General features: G+C 65.0%; 13 protein-coding genes. 9 read left to right on the forward strand and 4 right to left on the reverse strand.

Annotated elements, in window-relative coordinates:
* Positions 1 to 9: 9 nt before the first annotated feature.
* The 5 genes from NKT35_RS00540 (at position 10) to NKT35_RS24080 (ending at position 6,323) form a co-directional block, all read left to right on the forward strand.
* Complete coding sequence (locus NKT35_RS00540) at positions 10 to 1,002, forward strand: SPFH domain-containing protein (RefSeq protein ID WP_254297862.1); 993 nt, start codon at positions 10 to 12, stop codon at positions 1,000 to 1,002.
* On the forward strand, positions 999 to 2,039 hold the full coding sequence (locus tag NKT35_RS00545; RefSeq protein ID WP_254297863.1) for an SPFH domain-containing protein: 1,041 nt from the start codon (positions 999 to 1,001) through the stop codon (positions 2,037 to 2,039). The genes NKT35_RS00540 and NKT35_RS00545 overlap by 4 nt, the downstream gene beginning before the upstream one ends.
* Entirely contained in the window at positions 2,036 to 3,928 is a 1,893-nt protein-coding gene (locus NKT35_RS00550) for a heavy metal translocating P-type ATPase (protein WP_254297864.1), read from the forward strand. The genes NKT35_RS00545 and NKT35_RS00550 overlap by 4 nt, the downstream gene beginning before the upstream one ends.
* A gap of 103 nt (positions 3,929 to 4,031) precedes the next feature.
* Positions 4,032 to 4,661 (forward strand): MarC family protein, encoded by a 630-nt coding sequence (locus NKT35_RS00555; RefSeq protein WP_254297865.1) that lies wholly within the window; start codon positions 4,032 to 4,034, stop codon positions 4,659 to 4,661.
* Positions 4,662 to 4,994: 333 nt separating this feature from the next.
* Complete coding sequence (locus NKT35_RS24080; RefSeq protein WP_305883455.1) at positions 4,995 to 6,323, forward strand: methyl-accepting chemotaxis protein; 1,329 nt, start codon at positions 4,995 to 4,997, stop codon at positions 6,321 to 6,323.
* Positions 6,324 to 6,345: 22 nt separating this feature from the next.
* On the opposite strand, the gene NKT35_RS00570 is transcribed toward NKT35_RS24080, so the two are convergent.
* The gene (locus NKT35_RS00570) at positions 6,346 to 6,993 is read right to left on the reverse strand and encodes a LysE family translocator (RefSeq protein ID WP_254297866.1); all 648 of its coding nucleotides are present in this window, start codon (positions 6,991 to 6,993) and stop codon (positions 6,346 to 6,348) included.
* Between the two features lie 408 nt (positions 6,994 to 7,401).
* On the opposite strand from NKT35_RS00570, the gene ccoG reads away from it, so the two are divergent.
* The 3 genes from ccoG to NKT35_RS00585 all read left to right on the forward strand — a co-directional run bounded on the left by ccoG (position 7,402) and on the right by NKT35_RS00585 (position 11,379).
* A complete protein-coding gene (ccoG, locus tag NKT35_RS00575) occupies positions 7,402 to 8,748 on the forward strand; it encodes a cytochrome c oxidase accessory protein CcoG (RefSeq protein WP_254297867.1) in 1,347 nt (448 codons plus the stop codon).
* An 18-nt stretch (positions 8,749 to 8,766) separates the two neighbouring features.
* Entirely contained in the window at positions 8,767 to 10,143 is a 1,377-nt protein-coding gene (locus NKT35_RS00580) for an aminotransferase-like domain-containing protein (RefSeq protein WP_254297868.1), read from the forward strand.
* A gap of 84 nt (positions 10,144 to 10,227) precedes the next feature.
* Positions 10,228 to 11,379 (forward strand): agmatine deiminase family protein, encoded by a 1,152-nt coding sequence (locus NKT35_RS00585; protein ID WP_254297869.1) that lies wholly within the window; start codon positions 10,228 to 10,230, stop codon positions 11,377 to 11,379.
* A gap of 93 nt (positions 11,380 to 11,472) precedes the next feature.
* On the opposite strand, the gene NKT35_RS00590 is transcribed toward NKT35_RS00585, so the two are convergent.
* The 3 genes from NKT35_RS00590 to NKT35_RS00600 form a co-directional block, all read right to left on the reverse strand.
* The gene (locus tag NKT35_RS00590) at positions 11,473 to 11,928 is read right to left on the reverse strand and encodes a GNAT family N-acetyltransferase (RefSeq protein WP_254297870.1); all 456 of its coding nucleotides are present in this window, start codon (positions 11,926 to 11,928) and stop codon (positions 11,473 to 11,475) included.
* Between the two features lie 230 nt (positions 11,929 to 12,158).
* A complete protein-coding gene (locus tag NKT35_RS00595) occupies positions 12,159 to 12,545 on the reverse strand; it encodes a hypothetical protein (protein ID WP_254297871.1) in 387 nt (128 codons plus the stop codon).
* Positions 12,546 to 13,066: 521 nt separating this feature from the next.
* Complete coding sequence (locus NKT35_RS00600) at positions 13,067 to 14,407, reverse strand: glutamine synthetase family protein (protein WP_254297872.1); 1,341 nt, start codon at positions 14,405 to 14,407, stop codon at positions 13,067 to 13,069.
* 306 nt (positions 14,408 to 14,713) lie between these two features.
* On the opposite strand from NKT35_RS00600, the gene NKT35_RS00605 reads away from it, so the two are divergent.
* On the forward strand, positions 14,714 to 18,010 hold the full coding sequence (locus NKT35_RS00605; protein ID WP_254297873.1) for a DUF748 domain-containing protein: 3,297 nt from the start codon (positions 14,714 to 14,716) through the stop codon (positions 18,008 to 18,010).
* Positions 18,011 to 18,079: the final 69 nt, after the last annotated feature.

Consider the following 18,079-nt stretch of genomic DNA (forward strand, 5'->3'; position numbering starts at 1 on the left):
GAAACCATCTTGGGCCACACGCACTCGCATTCGCACCCTCACCCGCCGCCAAGCGGCCAGGACAGCCCGCGCAGCCGCAGGCCCCGCCTCGCCGCGGCCATCGCGGTGGCGGCGCTGGCGCTGGCGGCCGCCTGCATGCTGCAAGTCCGTTCGGGCGAAGCCATGGTCATCACCCGCTTCGGGGCGCCGGAGCGCGTGCTGCTGCAGCCTGGGCTAGCCTGGCGCTGGCCGCAGCCTTTCGAAAGCGCTGTGCCGGTCGATCTGCGTTTGCGCACCACCTCCAGCGGCCTGCAGGATGTCGGCACCCGCGACGGCCTGCGCGTCATCATGCAAGCCTATGTGGCCTGGCAAGTGCCGCCGGACGCCGTCCACATCACCCGCTTCATGCGCGCGGTGCGCAACCAGCCCGACGAGGCCGCGCGCCAGATCCGCAGCTTCATCGGCTCCACGCTGGAAACCGGCAGCAGCGCCTATGCGCTGGGCGACCTGGTCAACACCGACCCGGCGCGATTGAAACTGCCCCAATTCGAGCAAGCGCTGCGCGGGCAGCTGTCACAATCGCTGCTGGCCAGCTACGGCGTTCAAGTCGTCGATGTCGGCGTCGAGCGGCTGACGCTGCCCGCCGCGGCGCTGGACGCCACCGTGGCGCGGATGCGGGCCGAACGCGACACGCTGGCGGCGGAAAGAACCGCGGCGGGCAACGAGCAGGCCGCCGCCATCCGCGCCGAAGCCGCCCGAGACGCCCGCATTCTGCGCGCCAACGCCGTGGCGGAAGCCGCCAAGATCGAGGCCGACGCGCAGACCGAAGCCGCCAGGATTTACGGCAGCGCCTACCAAAGCGCGCCGGAACTGTATAAAACCCTGCGCGCGCTGGATACGCTGAACCACATCGTCAACGGCGACACCCGCTTGATTCTCCGCACCGACGCCGCCCCCTTCCGCTCCCTGGTGGAGGGCCCGCCCGGCCAGGGCGCGCCGGCGCGCAAGGCGGGCAGAAAATGAGCGACACCGGCAGGCGCGCCCCTCCCTCGGCCCTGGAACAAACCCTGCGGCCGGCCTACTGGCTGCTGCTGGCCATCGCCGCGTTGAGCGGACTGGCCTGGCTGTTCGGCAATGTCCGCCTGATCCCGGCCGACAGCCAGGCGGTGGTGCTGCGCTTCGGTGCCATCGACCGCGCGCAGCGGGCCGGCCTGCTGCTGGCCTGGCCCAGTCCGCTGGAAGAGGTGCGGCTATTGCCCGCCGAAGAGCGGCTGCAACAAAGGCCGATCAAGCGCCTCGCCCGCGCGCCGGAAGCCGATCTATTGGACCAGGCCGGCATCCCGCTGGCGCAGATGAACGACGCCCAGGCCGGCTCCGGCTATCTGTTGACCGGCGATCTGGGCGTGACCCAATTGCGCGCCGCCGTCTACTACCGGATCACAGACCCCGCCGCCTACGTCCAGCAAGGCGATCTGGCGCTACCCATGCTGGACAAGGCGGTCGAGGCCGCCGCGATGCGGCTGTGCGCCAGCCGCGGCCTGGAAACCATCATGGCCACGCGCGAGACGGGCGCCGGCGCCGCCATCGCGCGCGAACGGCTGCGCGCCGAACTGGCGCAGGAGAGCAATGCCCGCCTGAACGCCTGGAAGAACCGCGGCGCGGGCATAGGCGTGCAAGTCTCGCGCATAGACTTGCAATCCACGCTGCCGCGCGCGGCGCAGGCCGCCTTCGACGCGGTCCTAAGCGCCGACCAGGCCGCGCAGCGCCAGCTCGCCCAGGCGCGCACCGAGGCCGCCCTGTCGAAACAGCAGGCCCAAGCCGCGGTCGCCGAAGCGATCAACGGCGCGCGGGCCCGCGCCGACGAACGCATCGCCCAGGCGCGCGCGGAAACCAGCGAAATCCAGGCGCTGGCAGGGCGCGCCGGCGGGACGGCAGGCGCCGAGGTGCTGCGCCAACTGTATCAGCAGCGCCTGCCCGCCATCCTGGCCAAGGCCGGCAAGGTCACCACCGTCGATCCCGCCGCCGCCAGCCATCTGATTCTGCCGGGAGAGTCGCCATGAACGGTTGCGCCCACGCCTCGCCCGCCCTGCTGGAGCCCGCCGAACGCGCGCGGCAAAGCCGCCGCTTGCTGCTGGCCATGACCGCCATCGGCCTGCTGTTGCTCTCCGCGTTCTGGCAAGGCTTCGTCGCCAATGGCGCCGCGCTCGCCCAGGCGCTGGCCGCCGCCGCGTCGCTGCTGCTGGCCAGCCCGATGCTGCGCGCCGCCTGGCAAAGCCTGCGAGCGCCGGATCTGCACGGCCTGACCGACCTGTTGGCCGCGCTGGCCATCGTCGGCGCCTGGGCCGCCGGAGACTGGGTCAGCGCCGCGCTGCTGCCCATCCTCATCGTGCTGGGCCACGCGCTGGAAGAGCGCAGTCTGCTTGGCTCGCGCGAGGCCATCGCGGCGCTGGCCGAGCTGAGCCGCCATCGCAGCCGCCGGCTGCTGCCGCAGGGCGGCCATGAGGATGTGGACAATGATTTGCTGACGACGGGCGACCAGATCGACATCCGTCCCGGCGACCGCATTCCCGCCGATGGCCGAGTGACAGAGGGCCACTCCAGCCTGGACGCATCCGCCGTGACCGGCGAAGCCGCGCCCGGCGACGTTTCGCCGGGCAGCCGGGTCTACGCCGGCTCCATCAATCTGCAAGGCCGCTTGCGAATGACCGTCGAGCGCGCCGCCGCCGATTCGGCCCTGGGCCGCATCATCGCCCTGATGCGCGAGGCGGAAAGCGCCAAGCCGCGCATCACCCGCTTTGTCGAACGCCATGCCTCGGCCTACCTGGCCATGGTGCTGGCCATCGCGGCGATCAGCTGGTTCGCCGGCCGCGATCCTCAGGCCGCGCTGGCGGTGCTGGTGGCCGCCTGCCCCTGCGCCCTGGTGATCGCCGCGCCCTCGGTCGCCGTCGCCGGCGTGGCCGCCGCCGCCCGGCACCAGATACTGATCCGCGGCTCCGCGTTTCTGGAAGAGCTGGGCGAAGTGGATTCGCTGGTGATAGACAAGACCGGCACGCTGACCCGGGGCCAGCTGTCCGTCGTGCATATCGACACTCAGGCGCAGGCTGGCGACACGCCCTCTGCCGCCCTGCTGGCCGCCAGCCTGGCCGCCGGCAGCAGCCATCCGGTCAGCCGCGCCTTGGCCGCGCTGATGGGAGCGTCGCCTCCAGAATCCTTGACTGATCAGCAGGAAACGCAAGGCATGGGTCTGTCGGCCAAGCATGCCGTAGGCAGGCTGGCCTTGGGCAAGCCAGACTGGCTGCGCCGAAATGGCTGGATCGGCGATGCTCCGCCGGCCCGCGGCGCCATCCTGGCCGGCCTGGCCTGCGATGGCCGGTTGCTGGCCTGGTTCCATCTGGCCGACACGCCGCGGCCTGAGGCGGCCGACACCTTGCGCCAATTGCGCGCGCTGGGGCTGGAGCGGCAATGGCTGCTGACCGGCGACCAGGCCGCCGCCGCCGAGCCGCTGGCCGCCGAATTGGGCATAGCGCAAGTCGTCAGCCAGGCGCTGCCCGACGACAAGCTGGCCCACGTCAAAGCGGAAATCGCCGCCGGCCGCCATCCGCTGGTGGTCGGCGACGGCATCAATGATTCCTTGGCGCTAAAAGCCGGCGCGGTGGGCGTGGCGCTGGGCGAACGCGGCGCCGACATCGCCGTCGCCGCCGCCGACGTGGTGATCACCGGCGACGATCTGCGCCGGCTCGCCACCGCCGTTCGGCTGAGCCGCCGCTGCGGCGCGATTCTGCGCGCCAATGTCGCCATCGGCCTGGGCTGGACGCTGGCGCTGACGCTGCTGGCGGCGGCGGGCGGCCTGGGCGCGAGCGGCGCCGTCATCGCCGCCATTTTGCACAACGGCAGCACGCTGGCAGTGATGATCAACTCTGGCCGCATTCTGCGTTTCCATGAGGAGTAAACAAGGAACGCGGCTATGCTGTATAAGCGATGACGCATGCGCGCAGCTTGATGTCCCTGCCTTGAACGCGGCCTTTCCTTCCACCCGCTACCATAGTCCGACCATGGAAATCGAAATCGCAAAAATCTTCATCGCCCTGCTGGTGCTGGTCAATCCGCTCGGCGCCATCCCCATCTTCATCAGCCTCACGCCCAATTCCAGCCAGGAGGAAAGGCAGAAAGTCGCCAAGACCACCGCCATCGCGGTCGCCGTGGTGATGTGTTTGTTCGCCATCGTCGGCCAGACGCTGCTGCGCTTTCTCGGCATCAGCATAGGCTCCTTCCAGGTGGGCGGCGGCATCCTGCTGATGCTGATCGCCATCGCGCTGATGAACGCCAAGCCAGGCCCGACCAAGACCACCAAGCAAGAGCGGGAAGAAGCCGGCCTGAAAACCAATATCGCGGTGGTGCCGATGGCCATCCCGCTGATGACCGGCCCCGGCACCATCTCCACCGTGATCATCTACGCCACCACCGCCCACACCTGGGTGCAGGTGGTGTATCTGCTGATCAGCAGCCTGCTGGTGGCGCTGACCTGCTTCGGCGCGCTGACGCTGGCCACGCCGCTAACGCGGCTGCTGGGCCAGACCGGCATCAACATCGTCAACCGCGTCATGGGCATGCTGTTGGCCGCGGTATCGGTGGAAATCATCGTAGACGGCCTGTATCGGCTATTCCCGCAACTCACCCGCTGAACGCTTGCCAGAAACAAGCCTGCGGCCCGCGCATGGCCTCTCCTATCAGACCCCGCCAGCCGGGGTCTGAGCGCATGCGCTAGGCCGTTCGTTTCCCCACGCTCCCGCAAGAAACGAGCATTTCCGCCCATCCGCCACCGCCGCCGCGCGCTTTCGCCCGGCGCTTGAAAAACCACTTGCCGGGAAAGGAATTTGCGCTGGCATCGCGCCGGCTTACGTGCCATATAAAAACAAGACGCCGCCAATAGTCCGTGGCGAATCATGCAGTTGGCAACTAGTTCGTCCGGCAATCCTGCGCCATAAAGATTAAGTAGTTCCACCTAAGAGGCTGCCATGTTCAACAAGCATCTCAAGCAGAAGCTGAGCCAGCTGGAAAACGAAGCGCTGGAATCCCGCAGCGTACTGGACGCGCTTGATCGATCCATGGCCGTCATCGCCTTCTCTCCGGACGGCGTCATCCTTTCGGCCAACCGCAATTTCGAGTTGACCACGGGCTATGCCCAAACCGAACTCATCGGCAAGCATCATCGGATATTCTGCCCCAAGGAATACGCCGCCAGTCCCGAATATCAGGCTTTCTGGCAAAAGCTGCGCGCCGGGGAGTTCGTCCGCGATCGCTTCCGCCGCGTCGCCAAAGATGGCAGGACCATCTGGCTGGAAGCCAGTTACAACCCGATCCGCGATGCCTCCGGCCGGGTAAGCAAAATCATCAAATTCGCGCAGGATGTCAGCGAATCCGTCCAGGCTTCCGTGGAGGCCGCCAGTGCGATGCGCGCCATCGGCCAGTCCATGGCCATCATCGAGTTCGCCAATGACGGCGCGGTTTTGACCGCCAACAGCAATTTTCTGCAAACCATGGGTTACCGGCTGGAGGAAATCAAGGGACAGCACCACAGAATGTTCTGTCCGCCCGAATTCACCCATAGCCCCGCTTATGTGGAGTTTTGGCGCAAACTCAACCAGGGCATCTTCACCACCGGCATTTTCGAGCGGCGCCACAAGAACGGCAAAGCGATTTGGCCGGAGGCGAGCTATTCGCCCATTCAGGACGATGAGGGCAAGGTGGTGAAAGTGATCAAGTTCGCGCTAGACATCACCGACCAGGAAGAAGGACACCAACGGGATTTGGAGCTGGTGCGCGAAGCGCATCAGCTGTCGGCCGCGTCTGACCGGGCCTCCAGCGACAGCCAGCAAATCATCCGCGACACCATCCAGGCCATGTCCGTCATCGCCCATAGCGCGAGCCAGTCCGCCACCATCATCGAAGACCTGGATCAGAAAGCCAGCCGCATCACCTCCATCATCAACACCATCCATGAGATCGCCGATCAGACCAATCTGCTGGCCTTGAACGCCGCCATAGAAGCCGCGCGGGCCGGAGAGCTGGGCCGCGGCTTCGCCGTGGTGGCCGACGAGGTGCGCAAACTGGCGGAGCGCACCAACGCCTCCACCAAGGAAGTCACCGAAATGGTCGAGGACATCAAGAACGGCACCGGCACGGCCACCGGCAGCATCCAGGAGATGCTGGTCAAGGCGCAAAGCGGCGAGGAGCATGCCGACAAAGTCAGCCGCTCAATCGAAGAAATCCGCTCCGGCACCACGCAGCTCGCCGCGGTGATCAACAACTTTTCCGTGATGAAGAACGGCGGCGCCCACTCTTAGCCGCCGCCCTGCCGCGTCAAGCTCAAGCGAGGTTGCCGCGCCCAAACAGCATGCGCAGCCCGGCCCAGCCAAACGCTCCCGCCAGCACCGCCTGGAAAGGGCGGCGCAGTTTAAGGTAGCCATGGCGCGCGGCGGCCGTGGAAAACACCAGCGCATAGCCGCAGAACACCGCCACCGCGGCCGCGCCGCAAGCCCATACCGCATGGAAGGCCTGCTCGCCGCCCCCATCGCGCGGCAAGGCCAGGGTGACGATGGACAGCCACACCAGGATGGCTTTCGGGTTGGTCACATGCATGGCGGCGCCTTTGAGCAGCCAGCGCCAGGCGCCGTCCTTGCCTGGCTCGGCCGCGGCGGGCGGCGACCATTCGCGCCTTGCCGCCTGCCGGGCCGATTGAACCTCCAGGTAAAGCAGATACGCGCCGCCGGCCAGCTTCATCGCCGTCATCAGCCACAGAGCCTCGCGGATCACGCCGGCCAAGCCGCAGGCCGCCAGCAGCCCCCAGAATTGCGAACCCAGCACCACGCCGGCCGCCATCGCCAAAGCCCGCAGACGGCCATGGCTCATCGCCGCGCCCATGATGGCCAGATTGCTGGGGCCGGGGCTGGCCGCGCCCACCACATATAAAGAAACCGCCGCGATGATGCCGCTATCCCACGCCCATAAACTCATCGTCTTCGCCTCGCCAAGAAATGCAAACAACATGCCACATGAAGGCATGCGCCGACAACTATCTCAAGGCCTTCACCCCGCCAAAACAACAAGCGCGGATCCGGCCGGCATTCAAGCCATACCGGCCGTGATGGGCTTAAACCATGCGCACAGTTTTGAATGTCGATCTCGCCGCTTGAAAATGCGCCCGCGCCAGATGGCCAAGACTCCGCGCCCCCGCAAAGCCCAGTCCGCTCTGATTTGACGCGGATCAAACCTTGTTCGCCCTGTTTCTGTCCGATCTAGAACGCAAAGCCTTGCTGTAAGCATACAGACGCATCTGTATACATATTTTCACCGCATTCTGTTCATTGTTTGTACTGATGGAGGGCAGTACAAATAGCCCATTTTCATAGCGCGGTGGCAGCCATGTCCAAGCCAGAAATCAAGCCTGTTCCGATCAAGATCCATCCCCGCCTCACCAGCGGCCGCTTCAATAATCTGCGTGTCGGCATGGTGGCGCTGACGCAGCTGGTGTTCTTCGGCATGCCCTGGCTGCAATGGAACGGCCGCCAGGCCGTGCACTTCAACCTGGCCGAGCACCATTTCCTGATCTTCGGCATCAGCCTGTGGCCGCAGGACTTCATCTACCTGGCCGCGCTGCTGGTGGTGTCCGCGCTAGGTCTGTTCCTGTGGACCACGCTGGCCGGCCGGCTGTGGTGCGGCTACAGCTGCCCGCAGACGGTGTATACCCAGATCATGATCTGGATCGAACGGCTGGTGCTGGGCGATCATCTGGCGCGCCGCAAGCTGGACGCCGCGCCGATGAGCGCCGGCAAGCTCGCCAAGAAAGGGCTGGCCCAACTGCTGATGGGGGGCTTCTCCTTGTGGACCGGCCTGACCTTCGTCGGCTACTTCACGCCCATCCGCGAACTGGCGGTGCTGCAAATGGGGCCCTGGGACTTGTTCTGGACGCTGTTCTACGCCGGCTTCACCTGGTTGCTGGCCGGTGTGCTGCGCGAGAAGGTCTGCCTGCACATGTGCCCTTACGCCCGCTTCCAGGGCGCGATGTTCGACGACCACACCCTGATCATTTCCTATGACACTCAACGCGGCGAGCCGCGCGGCAAGCTGCAGGCCAAGAGCGAAAATCCGGTCAAGGGCTGCGTCGACTGCGGCATCTGCGTACAGGTCTGCCCCACCGGCATCGACATCCGCAACGGCCTCCAGTATGAGTGCATAGGCTGCGCCGCCTGCATCGACGCCTGCGACCAAGTGATGGACAAGCTGCATGCGCCGCGCGGCCTGATCCGCTACACCAGCGCCGAAGCGCTGCAGGGCAAGCCCGCGCCGGCCAAGTCGCTGCACCGGCCGCGCATCGCGGTGTATTCCTGTCTGCTCGCCGGCATCATCGTGGCATCCACCACGGCGCTGGTGCTGAAAAAGCCATTCAAGGTGGATGTGCTGCGCGACCGCGCCAGCCTGGTGGAACAGACTGACGACGGCCTGCTGCAGAACCGCTACAACCTCAGGCTGATCAACACCACCGAGCAGCCGCAGCGTTATACCGTGACGGTGGAAGGGCTGCCCGGCATCCGCATGGAAAGCCCCGGCCAGGTATTCGACGTCAAGCCATCGCGCACCGAAACGGTGGCGGTGCGGGTGCAGGCCGATCCCGAGCACGCCAGCCGCGGCGCCCACCCCATCCACTTCGTGATACGCTCGCTGAATGACGATGTCACCATCAAGGAAAAATCCAGCTTCATCGGCGAATGAGGCGGCAGGAAGGCATTCATGAACAAAACCGGCCAACTGAGCCAACGCTTCCGCAACGCGATCGAACAAGGGCATCTGCGCGCGGGCGACCGCATGCCCTCGCTGCGCAAGGTGTGCCAGGACCACAAGATCAGCATCACCACCGCGCAACGCGCCTATGCAGAACTGGAAAAGCTGGGGCTGATCGAGGCTTTGCCGCGCTCCGGCTTCCGGGTGCTGGCGCGCTCGCAGCCGCTGATAGGCGATGCGCCCTTGGGCGGCGACGGCAGCGCCATCCGCATCGAGCACCTGACCAGCGCCTTGCCCATGCCCTGGGGCTGTCCCTATATGAACCCGGCGCTGATCAACACCACGCCGCTGAACCGCGCCCTCACCCGCGCCCTGCGCGACTACCGCTACGCCCTGTGCGGCGACACCAGCATGGGCTTCGAGGGACTGCGCCGGGAGCTGAGCCTGCGCTATCTGGCGCAAGGCGTGGAATTGGACGGCGACGAGCTGATCGTCACCTGCGGCGGCATGGAGGCCTTGAACCTGGCCATCCGCGCCGTGACCAAGCTGTCCGGCAGCGCATCGGTCCTGGCGCTGACTCCGGCCTTCCCGGCTCTGTTCGATCAACTTGAGCAATTGGGCATCGCCGTCCACACCCTGACGGTGTCGCCCGGCCAAGCGCTGGACTTTTCCCGGCTTGAGCAAATGATTCTGCAGCATCAGCCGGCCGCCGTCCTGGCGATGGCCAATTTCCAGCATCCCACCGGCCTGGTGTGGAGCGATGCCGACAAGCAGGCGCTGGTGGCGCTGGCCGACAAGCACCGGCTGCCCATCATCGAGGACGACACCTACCGCGAGCTGCACTTCGGCGAAGGCGCGCCCTTGCCGCTCAAGGCCTTCGACCAGAAAGGCGGCGTGCTGCACTGCTCATCGTTCAGCAAATCGCTGGCGCCGGGCTACCGCGTGGGCTGGATCGCCGCCGGGCGCTTCCGCGACAGCATCGTCGGCCTGAAGCTGTGCAGCTCGCTGTCCACCCCGCTGCCGAGCCAGATGGCCTTGTCGCGGCTCTTGGCCGGCGGCCAGCATGAGGACATGCTCAGCCTGCTGCGCAGCCGCCTTCAGTCCAATTTGCTGGCGCTGCAGCAGCAACTGTCCACCCGCTTGCCGACAGGCACGCGGCTGGTTACGCCGCAGGGCGGCTATTTCCTGTGGCTGGAGCTGCCGGAGGGCATGGACTGCCGCAGCCGCCTGCCGCAGGCTATGCAGCAGGGCATCCATTACGCGCCCGGATCGCTGTTCTTCCGCGACGCCCAAGCCAGGCTCAACGCCATGCGGCTCAATATCAGCTACTTCGACCCGCTGCAACACCACAACGGCGTGGCGATGCTGGCCGAGCTGCTGTCCTGAAGCCGCTTTAAACGCAAGGCGCGGCGGCGTCGGCTATCTCTAAAGCATGGGCGGCCTCGAATCGCGGCGGCCCTGGAGCCGAAGATGAACCGACGCCGCTTTCTGCAACACGCCGCCCTGCTCTCAGGCAGCGCCCTGCTGGGCGGCTGCCTGTCCGATGGCCACGCCGGCCAGGCCGAGGCGCCATCCAAACAGCCGATAGCGCGCGGACCGGGCAGCAAATTGCAGGCCGGCGGCTGGCGCATGCCGGATGAAGCCGCGCCGCATGCCGCCACCTGGATGGCCTTCGGCGCGCAAGCCGGCATCTGGGGCAAACGGCTGCTGGAACCGGCGCGGCGCAATCTGGCGGATATCGCCCGCGCCATCGCGCAATTCGAGCCGGTGCGGATGTTGGTCCCAAGCGATGATCTGGCGCTGGCGCGCCGGCTGTGCGGCGACGGCATGCAGTTGATCGCCCAGCCGCTGGACGATATCTGGATGCGCGACAGCGGGCCGGTATTCGTGCATGACGCCCAAGGCCAGCTTGCCGGGGCCGGCTTCAATTTCAACGGCTGGGGAAAAAAGCAGGAGTACGGCTGGGACCGCGCCGCAGCCACCGCGGTTTGCGAGCGCGCGGGCGTCTCGCTGCTGAAGAGCAGGCTGGTGCTGGAAGGCGGCGCGCTGGAGGTGGATGGCGACGGCGCCGCCATCATCACGGAAAGCTGCGTGCTCAATCCCAATCGCAATCCCGGGGTAAGCAAAGCCGCCTGCGAGGCGGAGCTGCAGCGCCTGCTCGGCGTGGCCAAGGTGATCTGGCTGCCCGGCATCGCCGGCCGCGACATCACCGACGGCCATACCGATTTCTACGCGCGCTTCATCCGCCCCGGCGTGGTGATCGCCAGCGTGGACAGCGACCCGTCCTCGTTTGACTACGCGGTGCAGCAGCGCCATCTGGCCATTCTGCGCCAGGCTACAGACGCCAAAGGCCGCCGGCTGCAGGTGGTCACCTTGCGCGGGCCGGACCAGGTCAGGCCCGACTACGACAGCAAGTCCTTCGCCGCCGGCTATGTCAATTTCTACGTCTGCAACGGCGCGGTGATCGCGCCGCAGTTCGGCGACGACGATGCCGACGGCAATTGCCGCGATATCCTGCGCGAACAGTTCCCGGAACGCGAAATCGTGCAGCTGAACATAGACGCGATCGCCGGCGGCGGCGGCGGCGGCATCCACTGCGTCACCCAGCAGCAGCCGGCGTGAATGCGCGCTCCATCATCATTGCACGGCCTCAATAACAGCCGACATTTCACATCCGCCCCGTTTTCGCGGCACTCCAAGGTGTGAATCAAATAGTCAGTCAACACCCGGATGCTGCAACACGGTGACGGAAACGGGAAAACTCTCGTTGCCAGGCATGACGCCATGCTCGACCCCGATAATATCGAAACCCGCCTTGCGATAAAGGGCGACTGCGGCATCATTGCCATTCAGCACCTCCGCTGTCATGGGCGCCCTCGCCTCGCCGAGCGCCGCATGGATGAGCGCAGTGCCAACGCCCCTGCCATAGGTAGCGGGATCGACGTAAAGCCAAGCAAGTTCGTCAGCGGTGAAAGCGACAAATCCAGAAACAACCCCGCCCACCTCCGCGACCCTTAGCGTGTAATCGTGGAAGCCCTCGTTATCTGCCGTTTCTTCAAGCGTCAGGTACGCCGCGTCTAACTTGGCCGCCGCGAGCTCATCGCGTCGCGCCGCATCATGGATCTGGCAAACCCGATCCCAGTCTTCGGGTCCGTAGGGACGAATGTTCATATGTATCCAGGCTAGCAATTATCCACCCGCATATCGGGCGAAAACCCTGATTGTGGCGCAGAAAAAATATGCCATCAATATACAAATATCAGAATAACTACGATACCGATCGAATCTTTTCTGGCGGGGGCTGAAAGTTGGGCGAAACGAATCATAGCCAAACAGTGGCCACATGGAGGGTTGCTGGCGTGTCTAGCTGCGTTTTCTTGATGTCGCTGTTTTGCCGCGTACTAAAACCATACCGCACCAGCTTGAATAAGAGTGCCGACAACAATGAGCCAGAAACCTGTGGCGGGCTTGAAGAACGCTTTGTCTCGAAGCCATGTCCGAACAGGAGTATCAGGGTTATCGATGATCTCTCTTGTGATGTAAGAAGGTGGTCCATATGGATACCTCTCATCGTCCCCGTACTCGTCGAGAATTTTTGTGAAAAGCCCGGCAACCTCAAGTTGAACGACCCCTGTTAGAGTAGCCGACAGTCCTGCCGTTGCTAATAGTTTTCCAGCGTTAGACCACTTAAAGGCTATGCAGTACAGCGCAAGCACCGCAACAGCAGTGGTGATGAACAGTAATACTAGGAACGCAACGCGCTCATTGCACTTGAAGTAATTTGCCATGCCCCCCCCTACTCCGTGCCCGCCGTCACTGGATTTAACTGGTTTGCAAAGCCTACTTAGTAATTAGCCACCCGAAATACCAGGTAAAAACAATCACATCCTGATGCGCAAAAATATTCCGAAGAATTATTCATTAAATTATCAAAATACTACCAGATCCCTTTATATGAAAACCTAAAACTGGACAAAACACACCACTTACCTGCAGCAGCGGAAAAGTTACGCCTACTGGAGCGGGCTCGCGCCCGCATTCCAGTAGAACATTACAGTTTTCGCACATAGCAAGTGTATGCAAACTGGATCCACCGTTTCCTTCAGTTTCGTGGCAAGCGACACAAAACGACTATGGGCAAGATAAATGTGGAGATAGGCATGTCTTTTCCGGTGTCGGCACGCTAGGTTTCCGCCTCCACGCAAAATCAAGCCAAGGCGGCTTTGCCGTTTTGGCATCGAGAGGTCGGCGCAAGCGCCAACGCCTTCCGGCCTATAAGGCGGGAAGGCGTTGGCGCAAGGTCGGCAGGCTAGACGTGCAACAGCAGAAACCGCCGCTCCCAGGGGCTGATCACGTCGAAGTACTCGCGGTACTCCGCTTCCTTGATCGCCGCATAGGTTTCAATGAAATGCTCGCCGAAGATTTCCGCCAGCGGCTCGCAACGCAGCAGCATGTCGATGGCGTCGTCCAGGTGGCGCGGCAGCTGGTGCGGCTGCTCGTAGGCGCTGCCGGACAGGGGGGCGGAAGGCTGCACCTGTTCGCTCATGCCGATGAAGCCGCAAGCCAGGCTGGCCGCCATCGCCAGATAAGGATTGACGTCCACGCCGGCCAGACGGTTTTCCACCCGCCGCGCCTGCGGGCCGGAGTGCGGCACCCTCAGGCCGCAGGTGCGGTTGTCGTAGCCCCAGCTCAGATTGATAGGCGCCGAGGTGTAGCGGCTCAAGCGCCGGTAGGAGTTCACATACGGCGCGAAGAAGGGCATCGCCGCCGGCAGGTATTTCTGCAGCCCGCCGATGAAGTGCAGAAATTGCGGCGAGGGGTTGCCGTCGTCCAGGCTGAAGATATTGCGGCCGCTGGCGATGTCCACCACGCTCTGGTGCATATGCATGGCGCTGCCCGGCTGGCCCTGCATGGGCTTGGCCATGAAGGTGGCGTACATATTGTTGCGGATCGCCACCTCGCGCACGGTGCGCTTGAACAGAAACACCTGGTCGGCCAGCTCCAGCGGATCGCCGTGGTCCAGGTTGATCTCCATCTGCGCCGTGCCCATCTCGTGGATCAGCGTGTCCAGCGCCAGGCCCTGCGCCTCGCACCAGTCGTACATCACGTCGAAGATGTCGTCGTACTCGTTCACCGCGTCGATGGAAAAGCTTTGCATCCCCGCCTCGGTGCGGCGGGTGCGGCCGACGGGCGGGCGCAGCGGCAGGTCTTCGTCCGGCTGGATTTCCACCAGGTAGAACTCCATCTCCGGCGCGATGACCGCATTCCAGCCATTGTCCTGATACAGTTTGAGGATGCGCTTGAGCACATTGCGCGGCGACAGATCCACCGGCAGCCCTTCGAAGGTGCAACAGTCGTGGATGATCTGGGCGGTGGGTTCCTTGTTCCACGGCACCGGCCGGATGGTGCTGGCGTCCGGCAGCAGCTTCATGTCCGGATCGGCCACCGAGGTGAAATCGCGCTCGGGGTAGTCGCCGGTCACCGTCATGGTGAGCACGGCCTCCGGCAGCCGCAGCCCTTCGGCGGGGTTGTATTTGTGGCGCGGCACGATCTTGCCGCGGGCCAGGCCGGTCATGTCCGGGATCAGGCACTCCACTTCGGTGATATGGTGCTCGTCGAGCCATTGATTGATGGTACTGGCACTGTCCATAAAGCCTCTGGTCGCATTATTGGTTGCCCGGCAACAGCGCCGGGCGGCACAAGACAAGCGGCGGCGGGAACCGAAACCGGCGCGCCGCCGTCAAAGACAACCGGAAACACCGGCCGCTTCAGCGGCGAGATCATCTCCCTTTCGAGATAAAGATTTGGCAAATTCGCGCAGCGCGCGCCAAACCATCCTAGTCATGCCTGCTGCCGGCAGGCAATGGCCGGCGCGTCCGAAACCGTCAAACTGCCCGCCAGTAGGACAAAGCATGCAACAAGACGGCACCCGCAAAGTGTATTAGAATTAAGCGATATGAATACCTCCTCTCCAGCCGAAACCCAACCCGTCTCCCCCGCTCCGCGACCAAGCCGCCGCTGGCTGCGCTGGATTCTGATTCCGCTCGTCCTGCTGCTGGCCAGTTGGGCCGCGCTGGGCCTGATCGCGCCCAAACTGCTCCAGCAAGCCGCCGCCGATTGGGCGCGCAAGCATGGCCGGCAGCTCAGCATCGCCGAGGTGAAAATCCTGCCGTGGAGCATGGAACTCACGCTCAATGACGTCGCCTTGCGCGAGGGCGATGGCCGGCCGCTGTTCCAGGCCCGCCGCCTGTATCTGAACGCCGATCTGTACGCCTTGCTGCTGGGCCGCTGGCAAGCCAGCGAGTTCTCGCTGGACAGCCCGCAGATGTGGCTGGCGCGCGACGCCAAGGGCCAATGGAATTGGGAAAAGCTGGCGGCCGACCTGTCCGGCCCGCCCAAGCTGGAAAGCGGCTCCACGCCGGAAAAGCTGCCCCGGCTGAAACTGGCCGCGCTCAATCTGCGCAATGGCCAGATCCGCGTCATCGACCGCGCCGACGGCCTGCGCGAGCGCTTCCATCTGGCGCCGATCAATCTCAGCCTGGCCGATCTGTCCACGCTGGAGGAAAACGGCCGCTACGCCCTGCACGCCGAGCTGGAAGGCGGCGGCCGCTTCGACTGGCGCGGCAGCATGCGCCTGCAGCCCATGCAATCGATGGGCGAGGCGAAGATCAGCGATCTGCCGCTGGCCTCGGTCTGGGACTATGTCCATCCGCATTTCGCCGTCAATCGCCCCGAGGGCGAGATCAGCGTCCAGGCGCGCTATCAGTTTGAAATGAACGGCGCCGCGCCTGACCTGACCATCTCCTCCTTGAACGCGGAGCTGGACAAGCTCAAGCTGCGCTCGCCCGATGGCGGCAGCGAGCTGGAGCTGCCGCAGCTGAAGGTGGAAGACGGCGCGCTGGATCTGTCCCGCTCGCTGCTGACGGTGGGCCGCATCGAGTTCAACAACGGCAAGCTCAGCGCCCGGCGCGACGCGCAAGGGCGGCTGGACTGGCTGCGCGCCCTGCCCGCGCCCCAGGCCGCGCCCCCCGCGCCGGCCAAACCCTCTCCCTGGATCGTCAAGCTGGACAGCATCCGCTTCAACGGCTGGCATGCGGATTGGCGGGACGACAGCTTCATCCGCCCGCTGCGGGTAGAGGCCAATCTGCCGCATCTGCAACTGAAGCTGAACCAAACGCCGGAACAAGGCGCGCAGCTGCGCGACATCGGCCTGACGCTCAACGACATCGCCGTCTCCAGCGGCGGCGCTCAGCCCTGGGCCAAGCTGGCTCGCGCCGAGCTCGCGCCCAGCCTGCTAGACCTGAAGCTGCGCGAATTCAAGCCCGGCGAGCTGATCCTGGGAGGACTGGACCTCTCCCTGGTCCGCCAGCGCAATGGCCAGCTGGAGTTGGCGCAACTGTTGGCGCAGCGCCCGGGAGCCGCGCCCAAAGCCTCGGCAAAACCCGCTGCGCCCGCCTGGAACTGGGGCTATCCCGCCACGCAATTGCTGAACGGCGGCCTGCATTGGCGCGACCAGTCGATGTCCAAGCCCCTGGCCTTGGATGTCAGCGGACTGGACGCCAAGCTGGAGCCTTCCGCTTCCGGCAAGATGGCGCTGAACCTCTCCGCCCGCGCCGGCGCCGGACAACTGGCGGCCAAACTGGATATCGACCCGGCCGCGCCCGCCGCGCAAGGCGGCATCCAGCTCAAAACGCTGCCCGTCGCGCCGCTGGCGCCCTATGCCCTGAGCGGCACGCCCTTGAAACTGACCGGCGGCGCGCTGAGCGCCGACCTGAAGCTCAACGCCGCCTCCGCCAAGCAATGGCAGCTGGCCGGCCAAGTGCAAGTGGCGAAGATGAGCCTGCAAGAGCCGGGCGAGCCGCTGCCCTTGCTGGGCTGGAATGCGCTCAGCCTGAGCCAGCTGCAGGTGCAGGGCATGCCGCTGAAGGTTTCCATCAACGATGTGAAGCTGGAGCAGCCGCGCGCGCGGCTCATCCTGGACCCGCAGCGCCATCTGAACTGGCAGCAGATCTTCGCTGGCAACAGCGCGCCCGCGAAACCGGCCAGCGGCAAACCGGCCGCGCTGCCGCAAGTGGACGTGCACAGCATCCACGTGCAAAACGGCGCGGTGGAGTTCGCCGACCACGGCATGACCCCGGACTTCGCCACCCGCATGCATCATCTGCGCGGCAGCATCCAGAACCTGTCCACCCGCGGCGGCAACCGCGGCCGCATCACGCTGGACGGCGCGGTGGACCAGTACGGAGAAGTGAAGGTCCGCGGCGCGCTGTCGCCGCTGTCGCCTACCGACAGCACCGACATCCACCTGGACTTCCATAATCTGGCGTTGAACAACCTCAACCCGTACTCGATGAACTTCGCCGGCTGGCAGGTCAAGGACGGCAAGTTGTCGCTGGAGCTGCGCTATCTGCTGGACCATAGGCAGCTGAAAGGCGAAAACCGCATCGTGATCGATTCCATCCAGCTGGGCGACGAGCTGAAGGGCGACAAGGGGCCGCATTTGCCGCTGCGCCTGGCCATCGCCTTGCTGGAAGACAGCAATGGCCGCATCGACCTGGACCTGCCGGTAGCCGGCAGCCTGGACGACCCGCAGTTCAGCTATGGCCAGGTGATCTGGAAAGCCATCGTCAACGTGGTCACCAAGGTCGCCACCGCGCCATTCCGCGCCTTGGGCGCGCTGCTCGGCGGCGAGGGCTTCGACGATATACGGTTTGTCGCCGGCGAGGCCCATGTCAGCCCGCCCGAGCGCGAAAAACTGGACAAGGTGGCCGCCCTGATGGCCAAGCGGCCCAAGATGCAGATCGCCATCGCCGGCGGCTACGCGCCGGATGCGGACAGCAAGCAGCTGGCGCGCGCGCGCGTCGACTCGGCGGTGCTGGCCGCCGCCGGCCATCCGCCGCTGGACGACGAGCCGCTGCCTACGCTGGACCTGAAAGACCCGCAGACGCAATCGGCGATCAAGACCGTCTACGGCCGCCTGATCGGCCGGATCAAACTGCTGGGCCATGTGCTGAAGCCAGGCGGCCCGTCCGGCGAGGCGCTGGCCAAGCAGCTGCGCGACGAGATGCTGGCCGACCAGCAGGTAAGCCAGGCTGACCTTCAGAAGCTGGCCCAGCAGCGCGCGGCCAACGCCCGCAAGACCATGCTGCGCCATCAGCCGACGCTGGCCGAGCGCGTTACGCTGGACGCGCCGCAGAAAACCTCGGCCAACCGCGACGGCGTCGAGCTGGCTGTCAAAATCACCGCCAAGTAGCGCCCCATCTCCATCGTCCTTGTGACGATTTCGCGACACGGCGGGCAAGCCACATGGTTTGCCCGCCAG

The sequence above is a fragment of the Chromobacterium sp. IIBBL 290-4 genome (assembly GCF_024207115.1).
Taxonomy (GTDB): domain Bacteria; phylum Pseudomonadota; class Gammaproteobacteria; order Burkholderiales; family Chromobacteriaceae; genus Chromobacterium.